This is a genomic window from Streptomyces sp. NPDC091649 (assembly GCF_044756785.1).
In the GTDB taxonomy this organism is placed as follows: Bacteria; Actinomycetota; Actinomycetes; order Streptomycetales; family Streptomycetaceae; genus Streptomyces.
In genome coordinates, this window is the sequence record NZ_JBIVTR010000001.1 from 692,019 (window position 1) to 716,461 (window position 24,443).

The 24,443-nt window shown below is 72.7% G+C and carries 17 protein-coding genes and 1 pseudogene; 7 read left to right on the forward strand and 11 right to left on the reverse strand.

Annotation, left to right across the window (positions count from 1 at the left end):
* Positions 1–2 precede the first annotated feature (2 nt).
* The 3 genes from ACIQMU_RS03025 (at position 3) to ACIQMU_RS03035 (ending at position 3,158) form a co-directional block, all read left to right on the forward strand.
* Positions 3–974, forward strand: coding sequence for a carbohydrate ABC transporter permease (locus ACIQMU_RS03025; RefSeq protein ID WP_402688099.1), 972 nt, complete (start codon positions 3–5; stop codon positions 972–974).
* On the forward strand, positions 971–1,843 hold the full coding sequence (locus ACIQMU_RS03030; RefSeq protein ID WP_402688100.1) for a carbohydrate ABC transporter permease: 873 nt from the start codon (positions 971–973) through the stop codon (positions 1,841–1,843). Before ACIQMU_RS03025 ends, ACIQMU_RS03030 begins: the two co-directional genes overlap by 4 nt.
* Before the next feature lie 94 nt (positions 1,844–1,937).
* Entirely contained in the window at positions 1,938–3,158 is a 1,221-nt protein-coding gene (locus ACIQMU_RS03035) for a family 1 glycosylhydrolase (RefSeq protein ID WP_352238016.1), read from the forward strand.
* Between the two features lie 155 nt (positions 3,159–3,313).
* Here the strand turns inward: ACIQMU_RS03035 and ACIQMU_RS03040 are convergent.
* From ACIQMU_RS03040 to ACIQMU_RS03055, 4 genes and pseudogenes are all read right to left on the reverse strand, one after another.
* A pseudogene (locus ACIQMU_RS03040) lies at positions 3,314–3,439 on the reverse strand (thioesterase); the annotation flags it as partial.
* Between the two features lie 24 nt (positions 3,440–3,463).
* Positions 3,464–4,144 carry a DUF4232 domain-containing protein gene (locus ACIQMU_RS03045; RefSeq protein WP_352238015.1) on the reverse strand — a complete coding sequence of 227 codons (681 nt, stop codon included), beginning with the start codon at positions 4,142–4,144 and terminating at the stop codon, positions 3,464–3,466.
* A 303-nt stretch (positions 4,145–4,447) separates the two neighbouring features.
* The gene (locus ACIQMU_RS03050; RefSeq protein WP_402688101.1) at positions 4,448–5,971 is read right to left on the reverse strand and encodes a DUF6056 family protein; all 1,524 of its coding nucleotides are present in this window, start codon (positions 5,969–5,971) and stop codon (positions 4,448–4,450) included.
* Between the two features lie 8 nt (positions 5,972–5,979).
* Positions 5,980–7,614, reverse strand: a complete 1,635-nt coding sequence (locus ACIQMU_RS03055) for a glycosyltransferase (protein WP_402688102.1) — start codon at positions 7,612–7,614, stop codon at positions 5,980–5,982.
* A gap of 378 nt (positions 7,615–7,992) precedes the next feature.
* On the opposite strand from ACIQMU_RS03055, the gene ACIQMU_RS03060 reads away from it, so the two are divergent.
* Both ACIQMU_RS03060 and ACIQMU_RS03065 read left to right on the forward strand, forming a co-directional pair.
* Positions 7,993–10,029: a TPM domain-containing protein gene (locus ACIQMU_RS03060; RefSeq protein WP_402688241.1), complete on the forward strand. Its 2,037-nt coding sequence runs from the start codon at positions 7,993–7,995 to the stop codon at positions 10,027–10,029.
* Between the two features lie 59 nt (positions 10,030–10,088).
* Positions 10,089–10,802, forward strand: coding sequence for a PspA/IM30 family protein (locus tag ACIQMU_RS03065; RefSeq protein WP_352238012.1), 714 nt, complete (start codon positions 10,089–10,091; stop codon positions 10,800–10,802).
* Between the two features lie 77 nt (positions 10,803–10,879).
* On the opposite strand, the gene ACIQMU_RS03070 is transcribed toward ACIQMU_RS03065, so the two are convergent.
* The 5 genes from ACIQMU_RS03070 to ACIQMU_RS03090 form a co-directional block, all read right to left on the reverse strand.
* A complete protein-coding gene (locus ACIQMU_RS03070) occupies positions 10,880–13,447 on the reverse strand; it encodes a SpoIIE family protein phosphatase (protein WP_352238546.1) in 2,568 nt (855 codons plus the stop codon).
* Positions 13,448–13,640: 193 nt separating this feature from the next.
* Positions 13,641–14,084: an ATP-binding protein gene (locus ACIQMU_RS03075; RefSeq protein WP_352238011.1), complete on the reverse strand. Its 444-nt coding sequence runs from the start codon at positions 14,082–14,084 to the stop codon at positions 13,641–13,643.
* 133 nt (positions 14,085–14,217) lie between these two features.
* Complete coding sequence (locus tag ACIQMU_RS03080) at positions 14,218–14,622, reverse strand: NUDIX domain-containing protein (RefSeq protein WP_352238010.1); 405 nt, start codon at positions 14,620–14,622, stop codon at positions 14,218–14,220.
* Positions 14,623–14,927: 305 nt separating this feature from the next.
* The gene (locus ACIQMU_RS03085; protein ID WP_352238009.1) at positions 14,928–15,128 is read right to left on the reverse strand and encodes an SPOR domain-containing protein; all 201 of its coding nucleotides are present in this window, start codon (positions 15,126–15,128) and stop codon (positions 14,928–14,930) included.
* Between the two features lie 220 nt (positions 15,129–15,348).
* Positions 15,349–16,101, reverse strand: a complete 753-nt coding sequence (locus tag ACIQMU_RS03090; RefSeq protein ID WP_356723256.1) for a GntR family transcriptional regulator — start codon at positions 16,099–16,101, stop codon at positions 15,349–15,351.
* Positions 16,102–16,499: 398 nt separating this feature from the next.
* On the opposite strand from ACIQMU_RS03090, the gene ACIQMU_RS03095 reads away from it, so the two are divergent.
* Positions 16,500–17,921 carry a glycoside hydrolase family 18 protein gene (locus ACIQMU_RS03095; protein ID WP_402688103.1) on the forward strand — a complete coding sequence of 474 codons (1,422 nt, stop codon included), beginning with the start codon at positions 16,500–16,502 and terminating at the stop codon, positions 17,919–17,921.
* 137 nt (positions 17,922–18,058) lie between these two features.
* On the opposite strand, the gene ACIQMU_RS03100 is transcribed toward ACIQMU_RS03095, so the two are convergent.
* Entirely contained in the window at positions 18,059–19,645 is a 1,587-nt protein-coding gene (locus ACIQMU_RS03100) for a S8 family serine peptidase (protein WP_352238006.1), read from the reverse strand.
* 771 nt (positions 19,646–20,416) lie between these two features.
* Here ACIQMU_RS03100 and ACIQMU_RS03105 point away from each other — a divergent pair.
* Positions 20,417–23,134 carry a glycosyl hydrolase family 65 protein gene (locus ACIQMU_RS03105; protein WP_402688104.1) on the forward strand — a complete coding sequence of 906 codons (2,718 nt, stop codon included), beginning with the start codon at positions 20,417–20,419 and terminating at the stop codon, positions 23,132–23,134.
* Positions 23,135–23,298: 164 nt separating this feature from the next.
* Here ACIQMU_RS03105 and ACIQMU_RS03110 read toward each other — a convergent pair whose 3' ends face one another.
* On the reverse strand, positions 23,299–24,417 hold the full coding sequence (locus ACIQMU_RS03110; RefSeq protein ID WP_352238004.1) for an SPFH domain-containing protein: 1,119 nt from the start codon (positions 24,415–24,417) through the stop codon (positions 23,299–23,301).
* Between the last annotated feature and the right edge of the window lie 26 nt (positions 24,418–24,443).

A 24,443-nucleotide genomic window follows, 5' to 3' on the forward strand; every position in this document is an offset into this window, starting at 1 on the left:
CCATGAGCACCACGACCGAGAAGGCCCGCGGCCCCCGGAAGCCCGGGGCCGCACCGTCCCCGGCCGGCCGGGACAGCCGGGACCGCAAGCCCTCGATGGGCGTGCAGAACGCGGCGGGCTGGCTGTTCTCCACCCCGTTCCTCGTCCTGTTCACCGTCTTCATGGCATTCCCGATCCTCGCCACGCTGGTGATGAGCTTCACGGACTTCGGGCTGCGCAACGTGACGCGGCCGTGGGAAGCGGACTTCATCGGGTTCGAGAACTACGTCCGTCTCTTCGGCGACGAGAAGTTCCTCACGTCCCTCTTCAACACGGGGTACTTCGTCGTCGTCGGCGTGCCGCTGACCATCGGGATCGGGCTGGTCGTCGCCGTTCTGCTGAACAACGGCATCGACCGGGCGCGGACCTTCTTCCGGGTCGGCTTCTACGCCCCGGTGGTCACCACCATCGTCGCGGTGGCCGTCGTCTGGCGGTTCGTCCTCCATCCGAGCGACGGGCTGATCGCCGGCCTCTTCTCCGAAGTGGGCTGGACGGCACCGGACTTCCTCGGCTCCGAGGCGCTGGCGATGCCGTCGCTGATCGTCATGGCGGTCTGGCGGAACGTCGGCACGGTGATGGTGCTGTTCATCGCGGGCCTCCAGGCGATCCCCACCGAGGTACGGGAGGCCGCGAAGCTCGACGGCGCGAGCGTCTGGAAGGAGTTCCGGGGCATCACGGTCCCGCTCCTGCGGCCGACCCTCCTCTACGCCACGGTGATCACGACGATCGGCTACCTCAACGTGTTCGAGGAGCCGTTCGTGATGACCCAGGGCGGCCCGTCCGACTCGACCCTCACGGTCTCGCTGAACATGTACCGCGAAGGGTTCAACTTCTTCCACATGGGCTACGCGAGCGCCATGGCGTACGTCCTCTTCGTGGTGATCATGGGCATCACGGTGCTCCAGCTCCGACTGCTGAAGGACAACACGAAATGAGCGCCAACAGCGGCAACGCCCCGGCACCCGCCAAGGTCGCCGGGAAGCGGGACACCGCGCGCCCCCTGGTCTACGTCCTGCTCTCGCTCGGCCTGCTGATCATGTCGGCGCCCTTCCTCTGGATGGGGCTGTCCGCCTTCAAGACGCAGAGCGAGCTGTCGGCCAGCCCGCCGGTGTGGATACCCACCGAGTGGACCCTCGCGAACTTCCGGCAGCTGCTCGACAAGCTGGACCTGCCGCTGTACTTCATGAACTCGGTGATCGTGGCGGTCCTGGTGACCGTCTCGAACCTGGTCTTCTGCTCGATGCTCGGCTACGCCCTGGCCAAGCTGAACTTCGTCGGCCGCAACAAGGTCTTCGGCCTGGTGCTCGGCGCGCTGATGGTGCCCGGCAACCTGATGCTGCTGCCGCTGTTCGTGCTGATGAGCAAGCTCCGGCTGATCGACAGCTACGCGGGTCTGGTGCTGCCGTTCGCCGCCGGGGCCTTCGGGGTCTTCCTGATGCGCCAGTTCATGCAGTCGATCCCGGACGAGCTGCTGGAAGCGGCCCGGATGGACGGCGCGAGCGAGTGGTACATCTTCTGGCGGATCGTGATGCCGCTGGTGAAGCCCGCCCTCGCGACCCTGTCGATCTTCACGTTCCTGGGTTCCTGGAACAACTTCGTCTGGCCGCTGATCGCCACCAACGACCCCGACAAGTACACCCTCCCGGTGGCCCTGGCGACCTTCGCCACCGACCCCAACAAGGCCGGCGGCTCCAACGGGATGCTGATGGCCGGGGCCTTCCTGATCGTGCTGCCGGTGCTGGTCGTCTTCATCGCGCTGCAACGGCACTTCACGCAGGGCATCGCCACGGCGGGCATGAAGTAGCCCTCGGGCCAGCCCACTTCACGTACGAGGCCGCACCCCGCCCCGTAACCGAGCGCGGCCACACCCCTCACCACCACCAGAAGGACATGTCGCGATGACACACGCCCCCGCCCCGAACCAGAAGACCCCCGTCCCGTTCCCCGAGGGCTTCCTCTGGGGGGCCTCCACGGCCGCCTTCCAGATCGAGGGCAACAACACCAACAGCGACTGGTGGGTCAAGGAGCACGCTCCGGGCACCCACATCCAGGAACCGAGCCTGGACGCCTGCGACAGCTACCACCGCTGGCCCGAGGACATGGACCTGCTGGCCTCGCTCGGCTTCACCGACTACCGGTTCTCCCTCGAATGGGCCCGCGTCGAGCCGGTCGAAGGCCACTTCTCCCGTGCCGAACTGGCCCACTACCGGCGGATGGTGGAGGGCGCCATCGAGCGCGGCCTGCGCCCGATGGTGACCCTGCACCACTTCACCGTCCCGCAGTGGTTCGAGGCGCGCGGCGGCTGGACGGCCGAGGGCGCGGTGGAGCTGTTCGCCCGGTACGTCGCGGCGTGCGCGCCCGTCATCTCCGAAGGCGTCGGTCACGTCTGCACGATCAACGAGCCGAACATGGTCGCCGTGATGGCGGGCCAGGCCAAGCGCGGCGACAACAGCTTCCCGCCCGCCGGACTGCCCACCCCCGACGACGAGACGACCGAGGCCCTCATCGCCGCCCACCGCGCGGCCGTCAAGGAGGTCCGGGCCCTGGACGCGGGCATCCGGGTCGGCTGGACCATCGCCAACCAGGTCTACCAGGCCCTGCCCGGCGCGGAGGACGTCACCGCCGCCTACCGCCACCCGCGCGAGGACGTCTTCATCGAGGCGGCGCGCGGCGACGACTGGATCGGCGTGCAGTCCTACACCCGTACGCGGATCGGCCCCGACGGCCCGATCCCGACGGCCGACGACGTCGAGCGGACGCTGACGACGTGGGAGTACTACCCGGGAGCGGTCGGCGAGGCGCTGCGCCACACGGCCGAGGTGGTGGGCGACGTCCCGCTGATCGTCACGGAGAACGGCATCGCCACCGCCGACGACAGCCGGCGCGTCGACTACTACGCGGGCGCGCTGGACGAGGTCGCCGCCGCGCTGGCCGACGGCATCGACATCCGGGGCTACCTGGCGTGGAGCGCCCTGGACAACTACGAGTGGGGCACCTACAAGGCCACGTTCGGCCTGATCGCCATCGACTGGGAGACCTTCGAGCGCACCCCCCGCGACTCGGCGAGGTGGCTGGGCTCGCTCGGCCGCACGCGTGAACTCCCGCGCACGGCAGCCTGATCGGCCTTCGAGGCCGACCCCTGTACGGGGAGCCGCCCGGCGGCTCCCCCGGGCGGGCCGGGGGCGGGCGGAACCTGACGACCGCCGGCCCCTCGCGCCGAGCCCCCGCACGGGCGGCTTCCGGGCGCGCGTGCGGCCGTTGCCGACGGCGGCGGTCAGCGTTCGGGTTCTCCGGCGACGGAGACCGTGCCCTGGGCCACCGCGCAGAGGGTTTCGACCCCTTCGGCGTCCACCATCAGCAGGTCGCAGCGGCAGACGACCCGGGTACGGCCGGTTCGAAGCCCCCCGGCCCGGCGTCGGTCCCCTCAGCCGAAGGGAACGGCGTCCGCCGGGGCGGTGTGCCAGTTGGTGACGACCGGCTTGTCGACCGTGATGGCGCCGACCTTCAGGGAGACCGGGTCGGGGTCCTCGTCGCCGACGCCGACGATGATGGAGTCCAGCTCCTTGCCGCCGTCCGTGTCGTTGGTCTTCGGGTTCACCCCGGCGTAGGCGGTGGTGGCGCCGCTCAGCGTGACCGCCTCGCCGACCGCCTGCTCGGCGGGGCCGGCCTGCGTGCCGTCGGAGCCGAACGCCACCGTCGGGAGCGCGGCCGGCAGGATGCAGGTGATCCCCTGCTTGGCCTTCGCCATGACCAGGATGTAGCCGCCGGCCCGGCTCTCGGACCGGGTGCTCCAGGAGATGTCGTTGGCGCCGCACGTCTGCTGCACCGGCACCCGCGTCCCGTCGCCGGCGTCGGCGCCGGACCCCTCCGCGCCGCCCCCGCCCTTCGCGTCGGCGCCCTTGTCGGCGCCCTGCTCCGTGCCCTCGTCGGCGCCCTTCGAGGCGTCGGCCCCGGCCGTGTCCGCCCCGGCCACGTCCGCGGCGGGCGTGCTGGCGGAGGCACTCGGCGCGGCGCCGTCCTCCGTGTCCTGGCACGCCGTCATCAGCAGGGTGCCTCCCACGAGGGCCGCGGAGACGAGGAATGCCTTGCGATGGTCGCCGAACATGAGATCCCCTTGGGGGTCGTGGAGCGTGGTCGTGGTCGAGGCACCGAAGCGAGTCCGACCGCCCGGGTGTTCCTTGATCACTATGAGGGGGCCGAGGGCCGAAGGGGTCCCCGTGTGCGGTTCCAGGACCGCGCTGTCACAGAACGAGGACATGAGCACCGAGCAGAGGCTCGAACCGCACAGAACCGTCACCCGACGGACGGAACGGGCCCGGCCGGCTCCGCCTCGCCGACCCGCTCGGGCAGGCGGGCGGGAGCCCTCCCCCGAGCCGCACGCCGCTCCGCGCGTACGCCTGAGCTCCCGTCACGGACCGTCGCGGGACCCGTCCGTGACCCGGTCGAGTCCGTAGAGGTCGGCGACGCAGCCGCCGGGCCAGTACGAACGCCCGCCCTGGCTGAACGGCTCCAGCATGTTGCTGATCACCAGGCGCTCGTACGGCAGGACGCGTTCGCCGGCCGCCGCCCCCTCGCGGAGCCGGCGGTCCTGGGCGTCCCATTTCTCGGCCCGGGCCCGCATCGCGCCGTCCAGGTTGCCCAGCGCCACGGCCGGGCCGACGCAGACCAGGACGCAGAGCGCGGCGCACACGGCCTTCGCCGGGGCGGTGCGGCGGGTCTGCCGGCGGAGGGCCAGGCCCAGCAGCGCTCCCACGCCGACGAGCAGGACCACGTACAGCAGGAGGTAGTCGTTCCACAGCCGGTTGGCGCCCGGGTCGCTCACCCGGTCGCCGAAGACGGGGTAGGCGATGACCGTGCAGAGGTAGCCGGCGACGAGGAGGGCGAGTACCCCCGCGGCGGTGAGCAGCGGCCAGTGCGCGGGCGGCCGGGGCGGCGTCCCGTCCGCCCGCCGGACCAGCAGCCCCAGCAGTACGCCCGCCGCGACCGCGCCCGCGTACTGCCAGGTGCTGCCCACGGTGACGGCGACCTCGGCGAACGCGCGCAGCGACGCGGCGAGGGAGTCGGGGGCGAGCAGGGAGGTGGTCTCGGCCCCGAACCGCTCCCTGCGGCGCATGGAGCCGGGTGAGGTGATGAGGACGACGGCCCCGGCCGCCGTCCCGGCGATGCCCGCGGCGCACCACCGGCGGACGAACCCCCGGTCAGGGGCGGGGACGACCCGGCCGGACAGGAGGAGCGCGGTTCCGAGCACCGTCACGACGACGACCGCCGTCTCCTCCGACAGCGTCGCGAGGAAGGCCCCCGTGAGGGCCGCGACGGCGATCGCGAGGATCCGCCCCCGGCGGGACCGGGCGAGCAGGAGCGGGATCAGGGCGGCGCAGGCCAGGACGGGCGGAAGGGTGTGCGAGACGGACGCGGCGGGCCAGTAGAACGTCTTGTACGTGTTCGGTGTGACGAACAGGAAGAGCGCCGTGGCCATGGCCGCGAGCAGGAGCGGCAGCCCGCGCGGGGTGCGCAGCGGGGCCCGGCGCAGCGCCAGGGCGGCCACCGTCCACAGGACCGCGAACACGAGGACCCCGCTGACGAGGGGGGACCACTGGTGCCCCGCGACCTGGAACTTCGCGTACGCACCGACCAGGAGCGCGTTGGCGACCCGGCCGTTGTCGTCGAAGTAGAACTTGCCCACGAGGCCGGTGACGCCGTCGTCCCGTACGGCGGGCAGGAAGCACCAGTCGTCCGCGCCGGGCCTCACCCACCGCCCGAACCAGGCCGCGGCGGCGAGCAGCGCCAGGGGCGGGAGCGCGAGGGCGCTCACCCAGAGGCTGGTCCAGAGGCTGGTCCAGGGGCGGTCCGCGGGGTGTGGGGACCGGTCCGTCCCGGCCGCGCCCCGCGGGCCTCCCGGGGCCGCGGCGGTCACGGGAGCGTCGTCGGGCATGGCGGGAGTCACCGGTCCTGGGAGGAGCGGGTGGGCAGCGTCGCCGGGGCCGGCCGGCCGGTCCCCGGCGCGGACGGATTCTCCGCCCGGGGCGGGCGCTCCACCGGGGACGGGCTGCCCTCTGCTCCCACGCCCTCCGCACCGGCCGGGCCCTCCACCGCCTCCAGTACGGAGGCGGCCCTGGTCTGCCCGGAGGTGATCGCCCACCGGGCCAGCAGGAACGAGACGGGCGTGACGAGGACGCCGGCCGCCAGCGCGGCGAGGTTCTCGTCCATGCCCAGGCCGCTGACCGCCCCGTAGAGCAGCGCTCCGGACGCCACCAGGTTGACCAGGCTGGAGAGGGGATAGCGGACGAACGCGTGCCAGGTCGGCCTGGTCCGGCAGGTGACGTAGGAGTTGAGCAGGAACGAGCACACGATGCTGACCGTGTAGCCGATGACATGGGCGGTCAGATAAGGGATGAAGCGGTTCAGCGAGGCGTAGACGCCGAGGTAGACGGCGGTGTTCACGCATCCGATGAGGACGAAGCTGCCGAACTGGCGGACGGTGCGGGACCGGCCGGGGGCTGGGGCCGACGCGGGCGCGGGCGTGGTGGCGGGCGCGGGCGTAGGCGTGGTGACGGGCGTGGGCTCGGGCGTGGTGGCCGCCGCGGCGCGTTCGGCCGGGCCCTTGGTGAGCTGGGGGCGCGGCGGCGGGCCGTCCGGCAGGGTTCGGCGGGTGGCGTCGGTCTCCCGCACCACGTAGGGCGGGCGGTGTTTCGCCTCGTGGTAGATGCGGCCCACGTACTCGCCGATGACGCCGAGCGTCACCAGCTGGATGCCGCTGAGGGCGACGACGGCGGTGAGGAGGGTGGCGTAGCCGGGGGTTTCCGTGCCGTGCAGGACGACTCCCACGACCGTCCACACGGCGTAGACCAGGGCCGAGACGAAGACCCAGAAGCCGGTGTAGATGGCGAGGCGGAGCGGCCGGTTGTTGAAGGAGAGCAGTCCGTCGATGCCGTAGTTCAGCAGCCGCTTGCTGCCCCACTTCGACCGGCCCGCCACCCGCTCGCTGTTGCGGTAGCGGAAGGTGACCGTGTCGAAGCCGATCCAGGAGAAGATCCCCTTGGAGAAGCGGTTGCTCTCGGGGAGGGACAGGACGCTCTCCACCGCCCGCCGGGACAGCAGCCGGAAGTCTCCCGATCCGTCGATGAGCTCCACGTCCATGCAGCGGCGGACGAGTGCGTAGTAGGTGTGGCTGAGGGTGCTGCGGAGCACGCCCTCGCCGGTGCGGTCGCGGCGCGGGATGACCTGGTCGTAGCCGTGCCGGTGCAGTTCCAGCATGCGGGGGATCAGTTCGGGCGGGTGCTGGAGGTCGGCGTCCATGATCACCACGGCCGCCCCCCGCGACATGCGGAGGCCGGCGAGCATGGCGGCCTCCTTGCCGAAGTTGCGGCTGAAAGCGGTGTAGTGGGCCCGGGTGTCGCGGGCGGCGATGGCGCTCAGCAGCAGGCGGGTGCGGTCCCGGCTGCCGTCGTCCACGTAACAGATCTCGAAGCTGTCCCCGAGGGGGTCCAGGACGGCGACGAGGGCGGCGTGGAAGGCATCGATCACCTCCGCCTCGTCGAAGCACGGCACGACGACCGACAGCTGAAGGGCAGTCACTCGCCACCTCCGGACTTCCGGCCTCTCGTGAGGACCGGGCCTGACCGGCACGGCGCCGCCGGCCTTCGGCGCCGGTTCCCGGGACACTCCACGTCCGCCCCATCTGACGACGGGCGGCGGCCCCCCGCATCTCCGTACACGCGCGGGAGTGCTCCTTTCCCGCGCCCTTTCATGCGAACAGCCGACGCGGGGCGGTGGAACGCCGGGTCGCGGGGGCGGTAGAGCGCACATAACCTCACAAAAGTGATATCCCACCGACTGCCACGGACCCGGAGCGCCGCGCCCGGAGGGGACCGGCCGGCCGGCTCCCCGTTCGCCGGTCCGCCCACGGTCGCCCTCATCGGCCTGCTCGCCGTGCTGTCAGCCGTGTGCTGGCTGGTGCTCCCCGCCGCGAGCGCCCGCGCCGACGACCCCGTGGAGCTGTCCCGGGACGGGCAGACCACCGACCGGGTGGGGGCGCTGGGCGACCGGAAGGGGCAGGCGGAGGACGCTCTCGACCGGCTGTACGACGAGGAGCGCGTCCAGCTCTTCGTGGTGTACGTACGTGATTTCTCCGGCCGGTCCGGACAGACCTGGAGCGACGAGACCGCCCGCCGCAACGGCCTGGGCCAGGACGACGTGCTGCTCTCCGTCGCCACCCACGACCGGCAGTACGCCTACTCCGTCGACGCCCGCTCCCCGCTCACCGACGGGCAACTGCGGGAGGTGGCGGGCACCGCGATCGAACCCGCGCTGCGGGAGAACGACTGGGCGGGGGCCGCGATCGGAGCGGCCGACGGCTACGCCGCCGTACTGGCCGGACGCCCGGTGGCCGCCCCCGCCATCACTCCCGGACCCGCCGACCCCGGAACGGGCGACTCCGGCTCCACCGGCGCCGGCGGCGCCGTCCTGGCGGTGGCCGTCGTCGCGGGCGTGGGCGCGGTCGCCGCCTACGCGTACACCCGGCGCAGACGGCGCACGGCGGGCCGCACCACCCCGGCGGCCACCGGCTGGGGCCGCGCCGCGGGTACGGGGAGTGCGCCGGAGCCGCCGACGCCGCTGCCGGAGCTGGACGCGCGGGCCAAGGAGGTGCTGGTGGAAACCGATGACGCGGTGCGCACCAGCGAGGAGGAACTCGGGTTCGCCACCGCCCAGTTCGGCGAGGAGGCGGCGAAGCCCTTCACCGAGGCGGTCGCGCGGGCGAAGGACGAGCTGACGCGGTCGTTCCGGTTGCGCCAGCAGCTCGACGACGCCTTCCCCGAGGACGACGCGACCCGCCGCCGGATGCTGGAGGAGATCCTGCGCCGGTGCGCGGCCGCGAACGACGGGCTCGACACCGTCTCGGAGGACTTCGACCGGCTGCGCGCCCTGGAACGCACCGCACCGCAGGCCCTGGCCACCGTGGAGGCCACGCACCGTGGCCTCGCCGCCCGGGTCGCGGCGGCCGAGTCGGGCGTGGCCGGGCTGCGCGAGCGGTACGGGGAGGGCGCCGCCGGGCCCGTGGCGGCCGGCGTCGAGCAGGCGGAGGACCGGCTCGTCTTCGCCGCCTCGGCCGTGGACCGGGCGCGCACGGCGGTCGGGAACGACGAGAACTCCGAAGCCGCCGTGTACATCCGGGCGGCCGAGGGCGCGGTGGGCCAGGCGGGAACGCTGCTGGACGCGGTGGACCGGCGGGCGGCGGAGCTGGGCGAGGCCGCGCGGGGGCTGCCAGGCGCGCTGGCCGAGACGGAGGCCGACCTCGCGGACGCGGGCGGGCTGCTCGAAGGGGCCGCCGGGGGCGCGTCCACCGCGGACCTGCGCGGCCGGATCGCCCGGGCCGAGGCCGTGCTCACCGATGTGCGGGGTGCGATGGCCGCCGGACCGTACGACCCGGTCGACGCGCTGCGCCGGGTGGAGGAGGCGGACGCGGCCCTGGACGAGGCGCTGGCCGGGGCCCGGGACCGGGAGCGGGGCGAGGCGAAGGCCCGGTCCCTCCTCGATCAGGCGCTGCTGACCGCGCGGTCCGCGATCGGGGCGGCGGCCGACTACGTCACGACCCACCGGGGTGCGGTCGGCAGCCGGGCCCGTACCCGGCTCGCGGAGGCGCGGCGGCGGTGGGAGCGGGCCGGGGAGCTGTCGGCCACGGACGCGCGGGAGGCGCTGGCGGAGGCGCGGCAGGCGGACGCGCTGGCCGGACAGGCGATGGCCCTGGCGGAGCAGGACGTCCGCGGCTTCGGCGACATGCGGGGCCCCGGCTCCCCGCAGGGCGGCATGGGCGGGGCGGTGCTCGGCGGCATCATCCTCGGCGGGCTGTTCGGCGGCGGCCGGCGCGGGGGCATGGGCGGCGGCTTCGGCGGCGGGTTCGGCGGCGGCCGGTCCGGCGGCTTCGGCGGCGGGCCCGGCAGCTTCGGAGGGGGCGGAACACGCGGCCGCCGGGGCGGTGGCGGCCGCTTCTGAACGACCGGCAGGACAGGACCGCAGCACATGACCCGTCTCGTTTTCCAAGGAGCCACCCCATGTCCAAGCAGACCGTACTCGGCCGCGTCACCCAGCTCGCGAAGGCCAACATCAACGCCCTCCTCGACCAGGCCGAGGATCCGCAGAAGATGCTGGACCAGCTGATCAGGGACTACACGAACAACATCGCGGAGGCCGAGCAGGCGGTCGCGACCACCATCGGCAACCTCCGGCTGATGGAGCAGGACCACAAGGAGGACGTCGAGGCGGCGGCCGAGTGGGGCGGCAAGGCGCTGGCCGCCAGCCGGAAGGCCGACGAGCTCCGCGGGGCCGGGTCGGTGGCGGAGGCCGACAAGTTCGACAACCTGGCGAAGGTGGCGCTGGGCCGCCAGCTCCAGTCGGAGCAGGAGGCGAAGACGGCCGGGCCCACGATCGCCTCGCAGAGCGAGGTCGTGGACAAGCTGAAGTCGGGGCTCGACCAGATGAGGACCAGGCTCTCCCAGCTGAAGGCCAAGCGCGACGAGCTGGTGGCGCGTTCGAAGTCCGCGCAGGCGCAGAACCGGATGATGGACGCCGTGAAGGACATCGACGTCCTGGACCCCACGAGCGAGCTGAGCCGCTTCGAGGACAAGGTGCGGCGCGAGGAGGCGAAGGCGCTGGGCAAGCAGGAGCTGGCGGCCTCCTCGCTGGACGCCCAGTTCGAGGAGCTGGACAGCCTGGGTGACAGCGCGGAGGTCGAGGCCCGGCTGGCGGCCCTGAAGACGGGCGCGTAACGCCTGGTGCGCGGGGCGGGAAGCGCGCCCTCGCGGACCGGGGGTTTTCGTCAGCACCCTCGCGGGCCGGGCAGGGCTCAGTACATGCTCAGCAGCTGCTCCACGGAGAGTTCGGCGGCCGGGGCCCCGTCCGGCAGGGCCAGTTCGAACCAGACGGTCTTGCCGCGCGGGGTACGGCGCGAGCCCCAGGCTGCGCTGAGCAGGCCGACCAGCTGGAGGCCGCGGCCGCCCTCGTCGGTGTCGCGGGCGCGGCGGCGGCGCGGCTGGACGAGACCGGCGTCCCACACCTCGCAGACCAGGGTGCGGTCGCGCAGCAGCCGGAGCCGGATCTCGCCCTCGCCGTAGCGCAGGGCGTTGGTGACCAGTTCACTGACGAGGAGTTCGGTGGTGTCGACCAGGTCGTCGAGGCCCCAGGAGAGCAGTTGGTCACGGGCCAGCTCCCGGGCTCGGCCGACCGAGCGGGGTTCGCGCGGCAGCGTCCAGTCCCCCACCGCCTCGACGGGGAGCCCCTGGATACGGGCCATCAGCAGGGCGATGTCGTCCTCGCCGTGCCGGGTGTCGAGGGTGCTCAGCACGTGGTCGCAGGCGTCCTCCAGCTCCATCTGCGGACCGGTGAGCACGGCCCGCAGTGCGTCCAGGCCCTCGTCCAGCGGCTGGTCGCGGGACTCGACCAGGCCGTCGGTGTAGAGGGTGAGCAGGGCGTTCTCGGCCAGCTCGACCTCGACCTCCTCGAACGGCTCGCCGCCGACGCCCAGCGGCATCCCCGGCGGTACGTCGATGAGCCGGGCGGGCCGGCCGGGCTCGACGACGGCCGGGGGGAGGTGCCCGGCGTTGGCGAACGTACAGCGCCGGGTGACCGGGTCGTAGACCGCGTACACGCAGGTCGCGAGATAGACCTCGGAGAGGTCCGTCTCGCGGGACTTCTGCGCGGCGCGGGAGGGCCATTGGGCTCCCCCGCTGCCGCCGAGGCCCTCGCTGCGCTCGCCGCCGCCCGGGGAGCCGAGGCCGCGGGCGACCTCGTCGAGGGCCGAGAGCACCTCGGCCGGCTCCAGGTCGAGGAGGGCCAGGGTCCGCACGGCGGTGCGCAGTTCGCCCATGGCGACGGCGGCGCGCAGGCCGCGTCCCATGACGTCGCCGACGACGAGGGCGGTGCGGTGGCCGGGCAGCTCGATCACGTCGAACCAGTCGCCGCCGACCTCGGTGGCCGTGTTGCCCGGCAGATAGCGGCAGGCGATGTCGAGACCGGCGGCCTCCGGGTCGCCGGGCGGCAGCAGGCTGCGCTGGAGGATCAGGGCGCGTTCGTGCTCGCGGCGGTAGAGGCGGGCGTTGTCGATGCAGACGGCGGCGCGGGCGGCCAGCTCGGTGGCCAGCGCCCGGTCGCGCTCCCCGAACGGCTCGCTGCCCTTCGTACGGGAGAACTGGACGAGGCCGACGACGGTGTCGTGCGCGACCATCGGCACGGCGAGCGTCGACTGCACGAAGCCCATCTCGTCGCCGGGGACGTCCTCGACCCGGCCGGAGCGCAGCGCCATGGCGCAGGGCGAGCCGAAGGCGAAGCGGTGGACGGAGCCGAGCGCGGGCGGCAGGTCGTCCGGGCCCGGAGGGCCGCTGCCGGCCACGGCGGTGGGCAGGGCGTCGGCGACCGCGCTGGCGTGGGCCACCCGGCGCAGCTCCGCCGAGCCTCCGGCGGACTCGCGGTGCGCGGGCGCCCAGCTGCCGGGAGCGGCCTCCTCGCCGGTGAGCAGCCCCTGGTAGAGGTCGACGGCGGCGAGGTCGCAGAAGCCCGGGACGGCCACGTCGAGCAGTTCGCGGGCGGTGGTCTCCAGGTCCAGGGAATTGCCGATGCGGGCGCTGGCCTCGTTGAGGAGGGCGAGGTTGCGGCGGGCGCTGGCCGCCTCGCGGGCGGCGATGTGCCGGCGGGTGACGTCGGTGGCGAGGCCGGCGACGCCGACGGGGCGGCCGGCGCCGCTGTGCACCCGGTAGAGGTTCATGGACCAGTGGCGGCGGCCGGTGTCGCCGGGGGCGGTGCCGACGAGCTGGAGGTCGGTGACGGACTCCCCGGTCTCCAGGACCCGCTTCAGAGTGGCGGACAGCCGGTCGGCCTCGGCCCGGGGCAGATAGTCGTCCACCGTGCGGCCCCGGTGGTCCTCGGCCGCGCCGCCGAAGACCGTGGCGAAGCGCTGGTTGGCCCGGACGACGGCGAAGTCCGTACCGAACAGCACGAAGCCGAAAGGGGATTGTCCGAATATAGCCTGTGATGCGGCGAGGTCCGTCTCGATGCGGCGGAGGGCCCGGACGTCCACGACGATGCAGAGCGCGGCCCGCTCCCCCCGGCCCGTGAGGCTCGGCATCACATAGACCTCGGCGACGCCGTGCGCCCCGCCCTCGCCGGGAATCCGGAAGGGGACGAGGCCCGTCCACTCCTTGCCGTCGAGGATCTCGCCGACCCGCCGATGTCCGCCGCAGCGCAGCTCGGCGGGCATGAACGCCTCCACCGGGTCGCGGCCGACCGCCTCGGTCGAGGTCATGCCGAAGAGGCCGGCGGCCCGGCTGCTCCACTGCTCGATCAGACCGTCGGGGCCGATCGAGAAGGAGGCGACCCTGATGTAGTCATAGATCGAACCGGGCGGGCTGCTCTGCCACACGACGTCGCCCGTTGTCCCAGGTATTTCGCTCACGCGACCGTCCCCTCCAGCTCACGCACCGGACCGGTCCTGCCCGCAGTATTCAGCACTACGGCCCCGACCGACACGGCGTTCACGATCACAGCACGGTCTCAGTACCTTTCAGCCAGGTTCTGCCCGACCTCTGGTGATCGCTGTGCTTCCCTCCACTCTCCTAACCAGGCAGAGCCAGCTCGAACCACACGGTCTTGCCGCTCTTTCCCCGACGGGTCCCCCAGCGACGTGCGGAACAGGCCACGAGCTGGAGTCCCCGGCCTCCCTCGTCGTCGGGTCCGGCACTGCGTGCGGTGGGTGGATCCGGAAGCGGATCGGAGACTTCCACCAGCAGTCCCGGGGCGGCGGGAAGGGGGTCGGTGGGCCGCGGGTCGCCCTCGGGGCGCGAACGGGCCAGGCGCACACCGATGGGCCCGGAGGCGTACCGGAGGGAGTTGGTCACCAGCTCGCTGACGAGCAGGACCGCCAGGTCGCCCACGGCCGCGTCGAGACCCCAGGTGCCCAGCGCGCCCCGGACGGCGTGCCGGGCGCTGCGCACGGAACCGGGCTCGGCAGGGAAGGCCCACTCGGCGCAATCGCCTTCGGTCTCGATCACGCCGATCACTTCCCAGGGACGACCACGGGCGCACCCCTTGTCAAATGGGGACTAAACAGCCCATACCCACCATTTATTACTCACTACCGTGCAACGCGGCGTTTGGTGCGGACGGGGTAACCCGCGCCGCGGCCCGAGCGGGTCAGAGCAGCGCGCCCGCCGCCCTGAGGTCGTCGAAGAGCAATTGGTCCACGGGCGGCACGAGGGCCCGGTCGGCGAAGGAGAACCACGCCGTCTCCTCGATCTCGCCGCTCGCCGCGAGCGTGCCGCGGTAGTCGCCGTAGTAGCAGCTCATCCGTACGACGGCGGCGTCGGGCCGGTCGTCCACCGGGGCCTCGTACGTCCCGGTGTGGACGACGGTCTCCGGGATCAGGCCGACCGTCAGTTCCTCCTCGATCTCCCGCAGGAGGGTCTGCAGATCGGTCTCGCCGCCCTCGCGCTTGCCGCCCGGGATGTAGAAGACGTCCTTGCCCCGGGGGCGCGCGCAGAGGATTCTGCCGCCCTCGATCCGCACCCACGCCACCGTGTCGATCAGCACCGTCATCACTCCACCCCGCTCGCCGCGCTTCCGGCGGCTTCCGCGCCCCGGTCGGGCGGGACCCTACCGCCCCGGCCCCGGCCGTACGGAACGCGGGGGCGGGAGAAGGGGGGACGCAGGGCGGGCTCGGGAGCCGGAGCCGGAACGCGGGCCCACCCGGACCCCCGGCGCGGCCCGCCCGGACCGGCCCGCAGGCCCGCCCGCGCGGACCCGCGCGGATTCGCTCACGGAGGCACGGGGCCCGGGGAGTCCACCTCCGGGCCCCCCGGGCCTCCCCGAGGCCCACGAAGCCGTCCCGCCCCTCCGTCGTCCCGTCAGGGGCCGGCACCCCGGCTCACGCGCTCCACCCGGTAGACCTGGTGGCGGTGGCGGTCGTCGAGGCCGTCGGCGACCTTCTGGGCCTCGGCCTGCGTGGCGTACCTGCCCACGCGGTAGCGGTTACCGCCGTCGTCCTGCCGTATCACCTGCCAGGGGAGCACGGCACCGCTGTCGCTCATCGTGTCGCTCCCCCGCATATCGCCCCTCTCCCCACCGGCGTGCACGTCTCTAAGGATCCCCAGGAAACCGCAGTACGCATATGCCCGAGCGTACGCCTGACCTTCACTCACCGCAGGCGCCTTTGCACAAAGAGATACACATCCGGCCAACGCGAAAGGGGCGCATCCGCAGAATGCGCCCCCTCGTGGCCCGTCGGCCCCGGCCGGCGCCCCCGAAAGCCCGGGACGCCTCCTCACGTCACCTGACCGGCAGGTGATAGGCGATCCGGTACCGGTCCGCGGGCACCACCACGTCAGCCGTCTCCACGGCCCGGCCCGAGGCGTAGTACGTGCGCCCGATGACGATGACCACATGGCCGGGCACGCCGCCGAGCGCCAGGAGCTCCTCCGCCAGCCCCGGGCGCGCGCCGACCTCCTCGGCGACGTTGTCCACGACGACGTCGATCGCGGCCATCCGGTCAACCACCCCGCAGCCGCCCAACGGGCCCTCCTCGGGCAGCATCACGGGCGTCCGGCCAGTGACGGCGAGCGGTTCCCAGGAGGTGGAGAGCATGATCGGCTCGCCCGCCTCCCGGAAGACGTAGTGCGTGCGCATCACCCGGTCGCCCGGCTCGATGCCCAGCCGCCCGGCGACCTCGGGGCTCGCCCCCTCCTGCTCGCTGCGGGACTCCCAGGTCCCGTGCGCCCCCTCGGCCGTCTGCTCCTGCCGGAACGGGCTGGCCCCCTTGTCCGGCCGGTAGCCGGAGCGGGCGATCATGCGGGGGACCGGACGCTCGCGCACATACGTGCCGGAGCCGGAGCGCCCCTCGACCAGCCCCTCCGCCATCAGAACCTTCCGCGCCTCCAGAGCGACGGTGTCCGAGACCCCGTACTCCTCCCGGATGCGAGCCTGCGACGGCAGACGGGTATGGGGCGGCAGCGCGCCGTTGACGATCTTCTCCCTGAGATCGCCCGCCACGCGCAGATAGGCGGGCTGCTCACCAAAAGTCACAGGCCACTCCCAACAGGTTGACAGTCTGCAACAGCGTGGCAACCCTGGGTTGTCCTCCGCAAGCATAGGCCACAGATTCACCCATTGTGATGATCTTGTGACGGTCCACGCATACCCCGTACGCGGGAAAACCTGACCCCACCGAGGCGCCCGACGTCACGCGCGCCCCACCGCGACCCCGCCCGTACCGCGCCGGCCGGCACGGCCGTACGGGCGCCGCCACGCCGACAACGACGACGCCGCCGCCGCCGCGAAGTTTCACAACTCCCGTACTCTTGACCATTTTTGGTCCAGACCAATACCTTCCTGTGCACGGCAACGCACGGCACAGCTGTCCCGCTCCCCCCGCCTCCCCTCTGCTTTCCTCCGCACCGCATCACGCACAGGAACGAGCCCTCATGCTCCGAAGCAGCCTGTCCCGAATGACCATCGCCGGCGTCTCCCTGGCCCTGCTGGCGGGCGTCGCGCCCGTGGCCTCGGCCAGCGCCGGCCACGACCGGCCCGACGGCGGTGACCGCGGCCAGGGCCACCACCGCCCCGCGTACAAGAGCGTCGGATACTTCACCCAATGGGGCGTCTACGGACGCGACTTCCAGGTCAAGGACCTGGACACGAGCGGGGCCGCCGCCAGGCTGACCCACATCAACTACGCCTTCGGCAACGTCAGCGCCGAGGGCAAGTGCTTCACCGGCAACATCCCCGGCCAGGCCGACGCCTGGGCGGACTACGGCCGCCCCCTCGACGCGGCGGGTTCGGTGGACGGCGTAGCCGACACCGACACCCAGCGGCTCGCCGGCAACTTCAACCAACTGCGCGAGCTGAAGGCCAAGCACCCGGGTCTGAAGGTCATGATCTCGCTCGGCGGCTGGAGCTGGTCCACCCACTTCTCCGACGCGGTCCGCACCGCGGCCTCCCGCAAGGCGCTCGTCGCCTCCTGCGTCGATCTGTACATCAAGGGCAACCTGCCGGTGGACGGAGCGCGCGGCGGCGACGGGGCGGCGGCCGGACTCTTCGACGGCATCGACGTGGACTGGGAGTGGCCGGGCTCGGCGGCCAATGAGGGCACCGTCTACCGCCCGGAGGACAAGAAGAACTTCACCGCCCTGATCCACGAGTTCCGCACCCAGCTCGACGCCTACGCGAAGAGCCAGGCGAAGGCCGCCGGGAACGAGGGCGAGGACAGGGGCCGAGGCAGGGGGAAGGGGCACGGGAAGCCGAAGCCCAAGCACTACGACCTGTCGGCGTACGTTCCGGCCAACCCGGCCGCGATCGACGCCGGCTTCGACGTGAAGCGCCTCATGAAGGACTTCGACTTCGTCAATCTCCAGGGGTACGACTACCACGTCTTCGGCGAGAAGAAGACGGCCCAGCAGTCGGCCCTGTACGCGAAGGACGACTTCAGCGTCGACCGGACGGTGCGCGACTGGGTCCGCCGCGGCGCGCCCAAGCACAAGCTCGTGATGGGCATGCCGACCTACGGTCAGGGCTGGACCGGGGTGAGCGGCGGCGGTACGGGCATGGGACAGCCGGCCACGGCCCCGGCTCCGGCCACCTGGGCGGCCGGCTACGAGGACTACAAGGTCCTGAAGAAGCTGGCCGCGTCGGGGGCGTACACGGTCCACCGCGACGTGAAGAACGGTCACGCGTGGCTGTTCGACGGAACCACGCTGTGGACGTACGACGACCCGCGGGTGCTGCGCACCAAGGCCACGTACATCCGTGACAAGGGCCTCGGCGGGGCCATGTTCTGGTCGCTGGACGGGGACACGGAGAACGGCGAGCTGATCACCGCGGTGGACCGCGCGCTCAACCGCCGCTGATACCGAAGGGGCCGGGGCGGTCGCGTGGTGCGACCGCCCCGGCCTGCTTCCGTGTCTCGGTGGTTCCGCGCTTCAGAGGTCCGGCGCCCCTGCGCTTTTGTGGCTTTGCGCTTCGGGGACCGGGTCCGGGCGTGGGCTCAGAACTGGAGCGCCCAGCCGTTGATCCGCCCGGTGTCGTAGCTCGCGTTGTCGCTGACGCGAAGCTTCCAGGTGCCGTTGGCGACCTCGGAGGAGGCGTTGACGGTGTACGTGGTGACGATGTCGTTGGCGCTGCCGCCGGTCCCGTAGCCCTTCAGGTTGTAGACCGAACCGTCGGGCGCGACCAGGTCGATCCTCAGGTCACCGATGTAGGTGTGCGAGATGTCGACCGGGACGCTCAGCGCGGACGGGGCGTTGCCGGAGACTCCGGTGACGGTGACCGGCGACTCGACGGTGGAGTTGTCGTTGACCGGGTAGTCGGTGTTGTTCTCGAACCGGTCACCGGGCGGCGGGGTGGTGCCGCCCCCGCCCACGTTGAGCAGGCGGTTGGGCGAGCCACTGCCCGGGTTGCCCACGACACCGGTGCTGGCGGCCGCGACGAGGCCGGAGGAGACCTGCGCCGGGGTCGAGCCCGGGTTCTCGGCGAGGTAGAGGGCGGCCGCGCCGGCGACGTGCGGGCTGGCCATCGACGTACCGGAGATGGTGTTCGTCGCGCTGTCGCTGGAGTTCCACGCCGAGGTGATCGAGGAACCGGGCGCGAAGATGTCCACGACCGAGCCGTAGTTGGAGAAGCTGGAGCGGGCGTCGCTGCTGGTCGTCGAGCCCACCGTGATGGCCTCGCCGACGCGCGCCGGGGACTTGGTGGAGGCGTTGGTCGACTCGTTGCCCGCCGCGACGGCGTAGGTGACGCCGGAGGCGATGGACCGGCGCACGGCGGCGTCGAGCACCGAGTCCGCACCGCCGCCGAGGCTCATGTTGGCGACCGCGGGCTTGACGGCGTTGGCCGTGACCCAGTCGATGCCGGCGACGACTCCCGCGGTGGTGCCGGAACCGTTGTTGTCCAGCACCCGGACGCCGACGATCTTCGCCTTCTTGGCGACGCCGTAGGCGGTGCCCGCGACGGTGCCCGCCACGTGCGTGCCGTGGCCGTGGCCGTCCTGCGCGACGTTGTCGTTGTCGACGGCGTCGTAGCCGTTGAAGGCCCGCCCGCCGAAGTCGCTGTGGCTGATCCGGACGCCGGTGTCGATGACGTACGCGGTGACACCCTGGCCGGCGGAGTCCGGGTAGGTGTAGCGCTGGTCCAGCGGGAGGTTCTTCTGGTCGATCCGGTCCAGACCCCAGGAGGGCGGGTTGTTCTGGGTGGCGGAGACCGTGAAGGTGCGGTTCTGGGAGACGGATGCCACGGCCGGGTCGGCGGCGAACTTGCGGGCCTGCGCGGCGGAGAGCTCGACCGCGTAGCCGTTGAGGGCCGACCGGTAGGTCCGCTCGATGCTGGCGCCGTACTTCTTCGCGAGGGCCTTGCCCTTCGCGGTGTGAGACCTGGCGGCATCGTCGTTGAGCGTCACGATGTAGCTGCCGCTGATGGCGTCCGGCGCGCCTTCGTTGGCGATCACGCCTTCGGGCGCCCGCTCGCTCGCGGTCGCCGGAAGCGCGGCGGCCGTGGAGAGCGCGACGGCGGCTGCTGCGATGACGCTCGCCGTGGCGAGTCTTCGCCGGGCGTGGGGGGTCTGACGCATCACTGACATGTGAGGGGTCCTCCTCATAGGCGGTGCGCTGGTGGGAAGTGGCGCGGAGCCGCGCAGGCTCCAGGCAGGGGCATGACAAATCAAACGTCCGGCGCCACATTTTCTGCGCCGTTCGCGACCGGCATGCCCTGCTGCCCAGCGAAACATTGACCGATGCATGGCAAACCCACAAGGGTGCGTCGCGGTTCGCCATACGCGCGCCATTCACCCGCCATACGCCTGACGGGCCCTCGGACACGCCGGTCCGTCACCGTCCGATGGGCCGGTCCCGGTACGAAACCACTGCTCCGACCTGGTGCTGCGCGGGCTGCCGGGGCCCTTGGGACCTCGGCCTCCGCCCGTACGGGGCCGAGGGTCGAACGCGCGATCGGGGAAGGTCGATTCACCGGCCTCGGACCGGACGTCTTCCCCGCCCTGCGGTCGGAACCTGCCCCTCCCGAGGCCGGAACCGCTCCGTCCGGCGGCCAGAACCTTCCCCGTCCGGGGCCGGAACCAATCCGTCCGGCGGCCGGAACCTTCCCCGTCCGGGCCGGAACCGCTCCGTCCGGCGGCCGGAACTTCTCCGCCTGAGGGCGGGAACGCGCTTCCCTCAGCGGTCGGAACCACTCGCTCCGACGGCCCGAACCGGTCCCTCCCGGGCCGGAACCTGTCTCTCCCCGCCGTCGGCATCTGCTCCATCCGGCGGTCGGGCGGACGCCCGGTGCGGGGACCGTGCGGGGACCGCGCGCGGCGTGAGCGCCGACCGCACCGCCGCCTCCCTACCTTCGTACCGTGAGCCTCTCGCGTACCTCCGTCCTCGCGCCCCTGGTCGCCGCCGCCCTGATCGCCCCCCTGCCGCCCCTCGCCGGCGCGGCCGAGTCCCCCGGCCCCGTACCGCCGCCGGGAGCGGCCGGCCGGCCCCGCTCCCCCGAGCCGCCCGGCCCGCCCGTGAAGCCGCCGCCGGCCGTGCCCGCCTGCGGCCGTACGGACGGTCAGGGAGCCCCCGGAACCTCCTGGTCCCCGACGTCCACCCGCTTCGGCGAGGCCGACGGCTACGACCCCTACGTCGGCAACGGCTATCTCGGCCACCGGGTCCCCGCCGTCGGCGCCGGCTACGCGGCCACCGGCGAGAAGACCGGCTGGCCGCTCTACACCCCCCGCTACGACGGCGCGTTCGTCTCCGGGCTCTACGCCCGGGACAAGGCCGTCTCCGAGGGCCGCGAGGTGATCGCCGCGCTGCCGAGCTGGACCACCGTCGACGTGGGCGTCGGCGGGGAGACCCTCGGCGCCGACACCCCGGCCGGCCGGATCTCGCACTACCGCCAGACGGTCTTCCTCAGCTGCGGCCTCGTCCGCACCTCGCTGCGGTGGACGACCGCGGACGGCCGCGCCACCGACCTCGTGTACGACGTGCTGGCCGACCGGTCCGACGTCCACACCGGAGCCGTACGCCTGCGGATGACCCCGCGCTGGAGCGGAACGGCGACCGTCACCGGACGCCTCGACGCCCGCGGCGCGCGCCGGATCACGCTCCGTGAGGACGGCACGTTCCGCACGCTCGGCACAAGCATCGAGGGGGCCGTCGCCCAGACGATGCGGCGCGGTTCGGGCGCGGTGGAGACGCTGCGGACAGGGGCCCGTACGTCCCCGGGGGCGACCGGCGTCCGTGCGGGCCGGACGTACACCTTCGAGAAGTACGTCGGCGTCGACACCGCCCTCACCTCCCGCGCCCCGGCGGAGGACGCCCGCGAGGCGGCGCAGCGGGCGGCGCGGCGCGGCTGGGACCGGGTCTTCGCCGCGAACGAGGCCGCCTGGCGCGAGGCGTGGTCCGCCGATGTGCTGGTCCCGGGCGACCGCCGGCTCCAGGGCTGGCTGCGCTCGGCGCAGTACGGACTGCTGGCGAACACCCGGCGCGGGTCCTCCGACAGCATCGCCCCGGCCGGTCTGACCAGTGACAACTACGCGGGCATGGTCTTCTGGGACGCCGAGACGTGGATGTTTCCCGGGCTGCTCGCGACCCGCCCGGAGCTGGCGCGCTCGGTCGTCGAATACCGCTACCGCACCAGGGACGCGGCCCGTGCCAACGCCGAGGAACTGGGCCACCGGGGCCTGTTCTACCCCTGGACCAGTGCGAGCCGGGGCCGCCTCGACTCCGAGTGCCAGAGCTGGGACCCGCCGCACTGCCTGACCCAGAACCACCTCCAGGGCGACGTCTCGCTGGCCGTCTGGCAGTACTACCTCGCCACCGGCGACCGCGAGTGGCTGGCGTCGAGGGGCTGGCCCCTGCTCCGGGGCATCGCCGACTTCTGGCGGTCACGCGCCACGGCGAACACCGACGGCAGCTATTCGGTGAAGAACGTGGCGGGCCCCGACGAGTACAGCAACGGCGTCGACGACGGCGTCTTCACCAACGCGGTCGCCGCCACCGCCCTCCGCAACGCGACCCGCGCCGCCCGCCTCCTCGGCCGGACTCCGCCCGCCGCCTGGAACAAGGTGGCGGACGGCCTGCGCATCCCGTACGACGCGGAGAAGAAGGTCTACCTCCAGTACGCGGGCTACAACGGCTCCACGATCAAGCAGGCGGACACGGTCCTGCTGACCTACCCGCTGGAGTGGCCGATGGAGCCCGGGGCCGCGGCGGCCACCCTGGACTACTACGCGGCCCGCACCGACCCGGACGGCCCGGCGATGACCGACTCGGTGCACGCGATCGACGCGGCGGCGATCGGGGAGCCGGGCTGCTCGGCGTACACGTACCTCCAGCGTGCGGTGCGCCCCTTCATGCGGGGCCCGTACGAGCTGTTCTCCGAGGCGCGCGGCGACAAGGCCGGAAGCCAGGACCCGCTGTCGGGCTTCCCGGCCGACGACTTCCTGACCGGGAAGGGCGGCTTCCTCCAGGTGTTCACCCACGGCCTGACGGGGCTCAGGCTCCGCGAGGACGGCGTGCGCCTGGCCCCGACGCTGCCTCCCCAGCTGGAGGAGGGCGTCGCCCTGAAGGGCCTGCGTTACCGGGATGCCGTGTACGAGGTGGAGATCGGCCCCCGGACGACCACGGTCCGCCTGACCTCGGGCGCCCCGTTCACGGTCCACACGCAGGAAGGGCCGCGCCGGCTCTCCTCGACGCTGGACCTGCCCACCCGCCGCCCCGACCTAGTCCCGACGGCCGACGCGGCGCGCTGCCGCCCGGTGACGGCGGTCTCCGAGGCCCCGGGCCTGTACGCGGAGGCGGCGGTGGACGGGAGCCCCGCGACGCCCTGGTCCCCGGACGGCGCGGAGGGCTCGCTGACGGTGGATTTGGGCCCCCGCCCGCTGCGGCTGTCCTCCGTGTCCCCGGCCTGGAGCGACACCGCCCCCGCCTCGCACACCGTGGAGACGTCCCTCGACGGCCGTTTCTGGCGCCCCTACCTGGCGGGCGACACGGCCCGCAAGGTCCGGGTGACGGTCCGCTCGGAGGACCCCGAGAAGCCGGTCGGCCTGGCGGAGCTGCGGGTGGAGGCGGAGGGGCGGTAGAAGCCGACGGCGGAAGCGGCGGAAAGCGCCCGTCCGGGAGCGTGGGCCCCGGGCCGGGCGCTCGGGGCGGGTCCGCGTACGCAGGGCCCGCCCGTCCGGGAGAGCGGTCCCCCGGCCGGGCGCTCAGGGCGGGTGCGCGGACCCGTGCGTCCGCGGCGTCCGGCTCAACGGCCGGACGACCGCTCCCGGCCCGGCAGCCGCGTCTCCCCCGCGGCCTCCGCCTCGGCCTTCGCGTCGCTCACCGCGACGGCCGCCTGCTTCGCGGCCTCGTCGGCGGCGGCGACGGCGTCCAGCGCGAGCGTCGAGTTCGGCTCGACCTCGGGCGCCCCGACGTGGTCCTTGTCCGGGGCCTCGGCTGTGGTGGCGTCCTCGCGCCGCGCGGACGTCGACTGCTCCCCCGGCGCCGTTGCCGGCGTCTGGTCGCCGAACGCGCTGGTGACGGTGCGGATCGCCTCGGTCAGCTCGCCCGGGATGACCCAGAACGTGTTGTTGTCGCTCTGTGCCAGATTCGGCAGCGTCTCCAGATACTTGTACGCCAGGACCTTCGCATCGGCGTTGTTGCGGTGGACGGCCTGGAAGACCAGTTCCACCGCCTTCGACTCGCCGTCCGCCCGCAGGATCATGGCCTGCTGCGTGCCCTGGGCCTCCAGGATGTCCTTCTGCTTCGTGCCCTCCGCGGTGAGGATCTTGGCCTGCCGCTCACCTTCGGCGTGCAGGATGGCCGCGCGCTTGTCACGCTCGGCCCGCATCTGCTTCTCCATCGCCTCTTTGATGGTGTTCGGAGGATCGATGGCCTTGATCTCCACCCGGTTGACCCGGATTCCCCACTTCCCGGTCGCTTCGTCGAGGACGGCGCGGAGCCGGGCGTTGATCTCCTCGCGCGAGGTGAGTGTCCCTTCCAGGTCCATGCTGCCGATGACGTTCCGCAGGGTGGTCACCGTGAGCTGGTCGATGGCCTGCAAGTAGTCGGCGACCTCGTAGGCCGCCGCCCGTGGATCGGTGATCTGGTAGTAGAGCACGGTGTCGATGTTGACCACGAGGTTGTCCTCGGTGATCACCGGCTTGGGGTCCGACGAATAGACCTGCTCGCGTACGTCGAGTTTGGTGTTGACCCGGTCCGCCACCGGCAGGACGAAGTTCAGACCTGGTTGCAGCGTCCGCCGGTACCGGCCGAACCGCTCGATGTTGTAGCGGCGCGCCTGCGGGACGATGCGTACGGTGGCGGCCACGAGAAAGACGACGACCAACGCCGCCACGAGGATGGGGATGACGACCGGCTCCATGCTTCCTCCTTCGCTGTGTGTTCAGG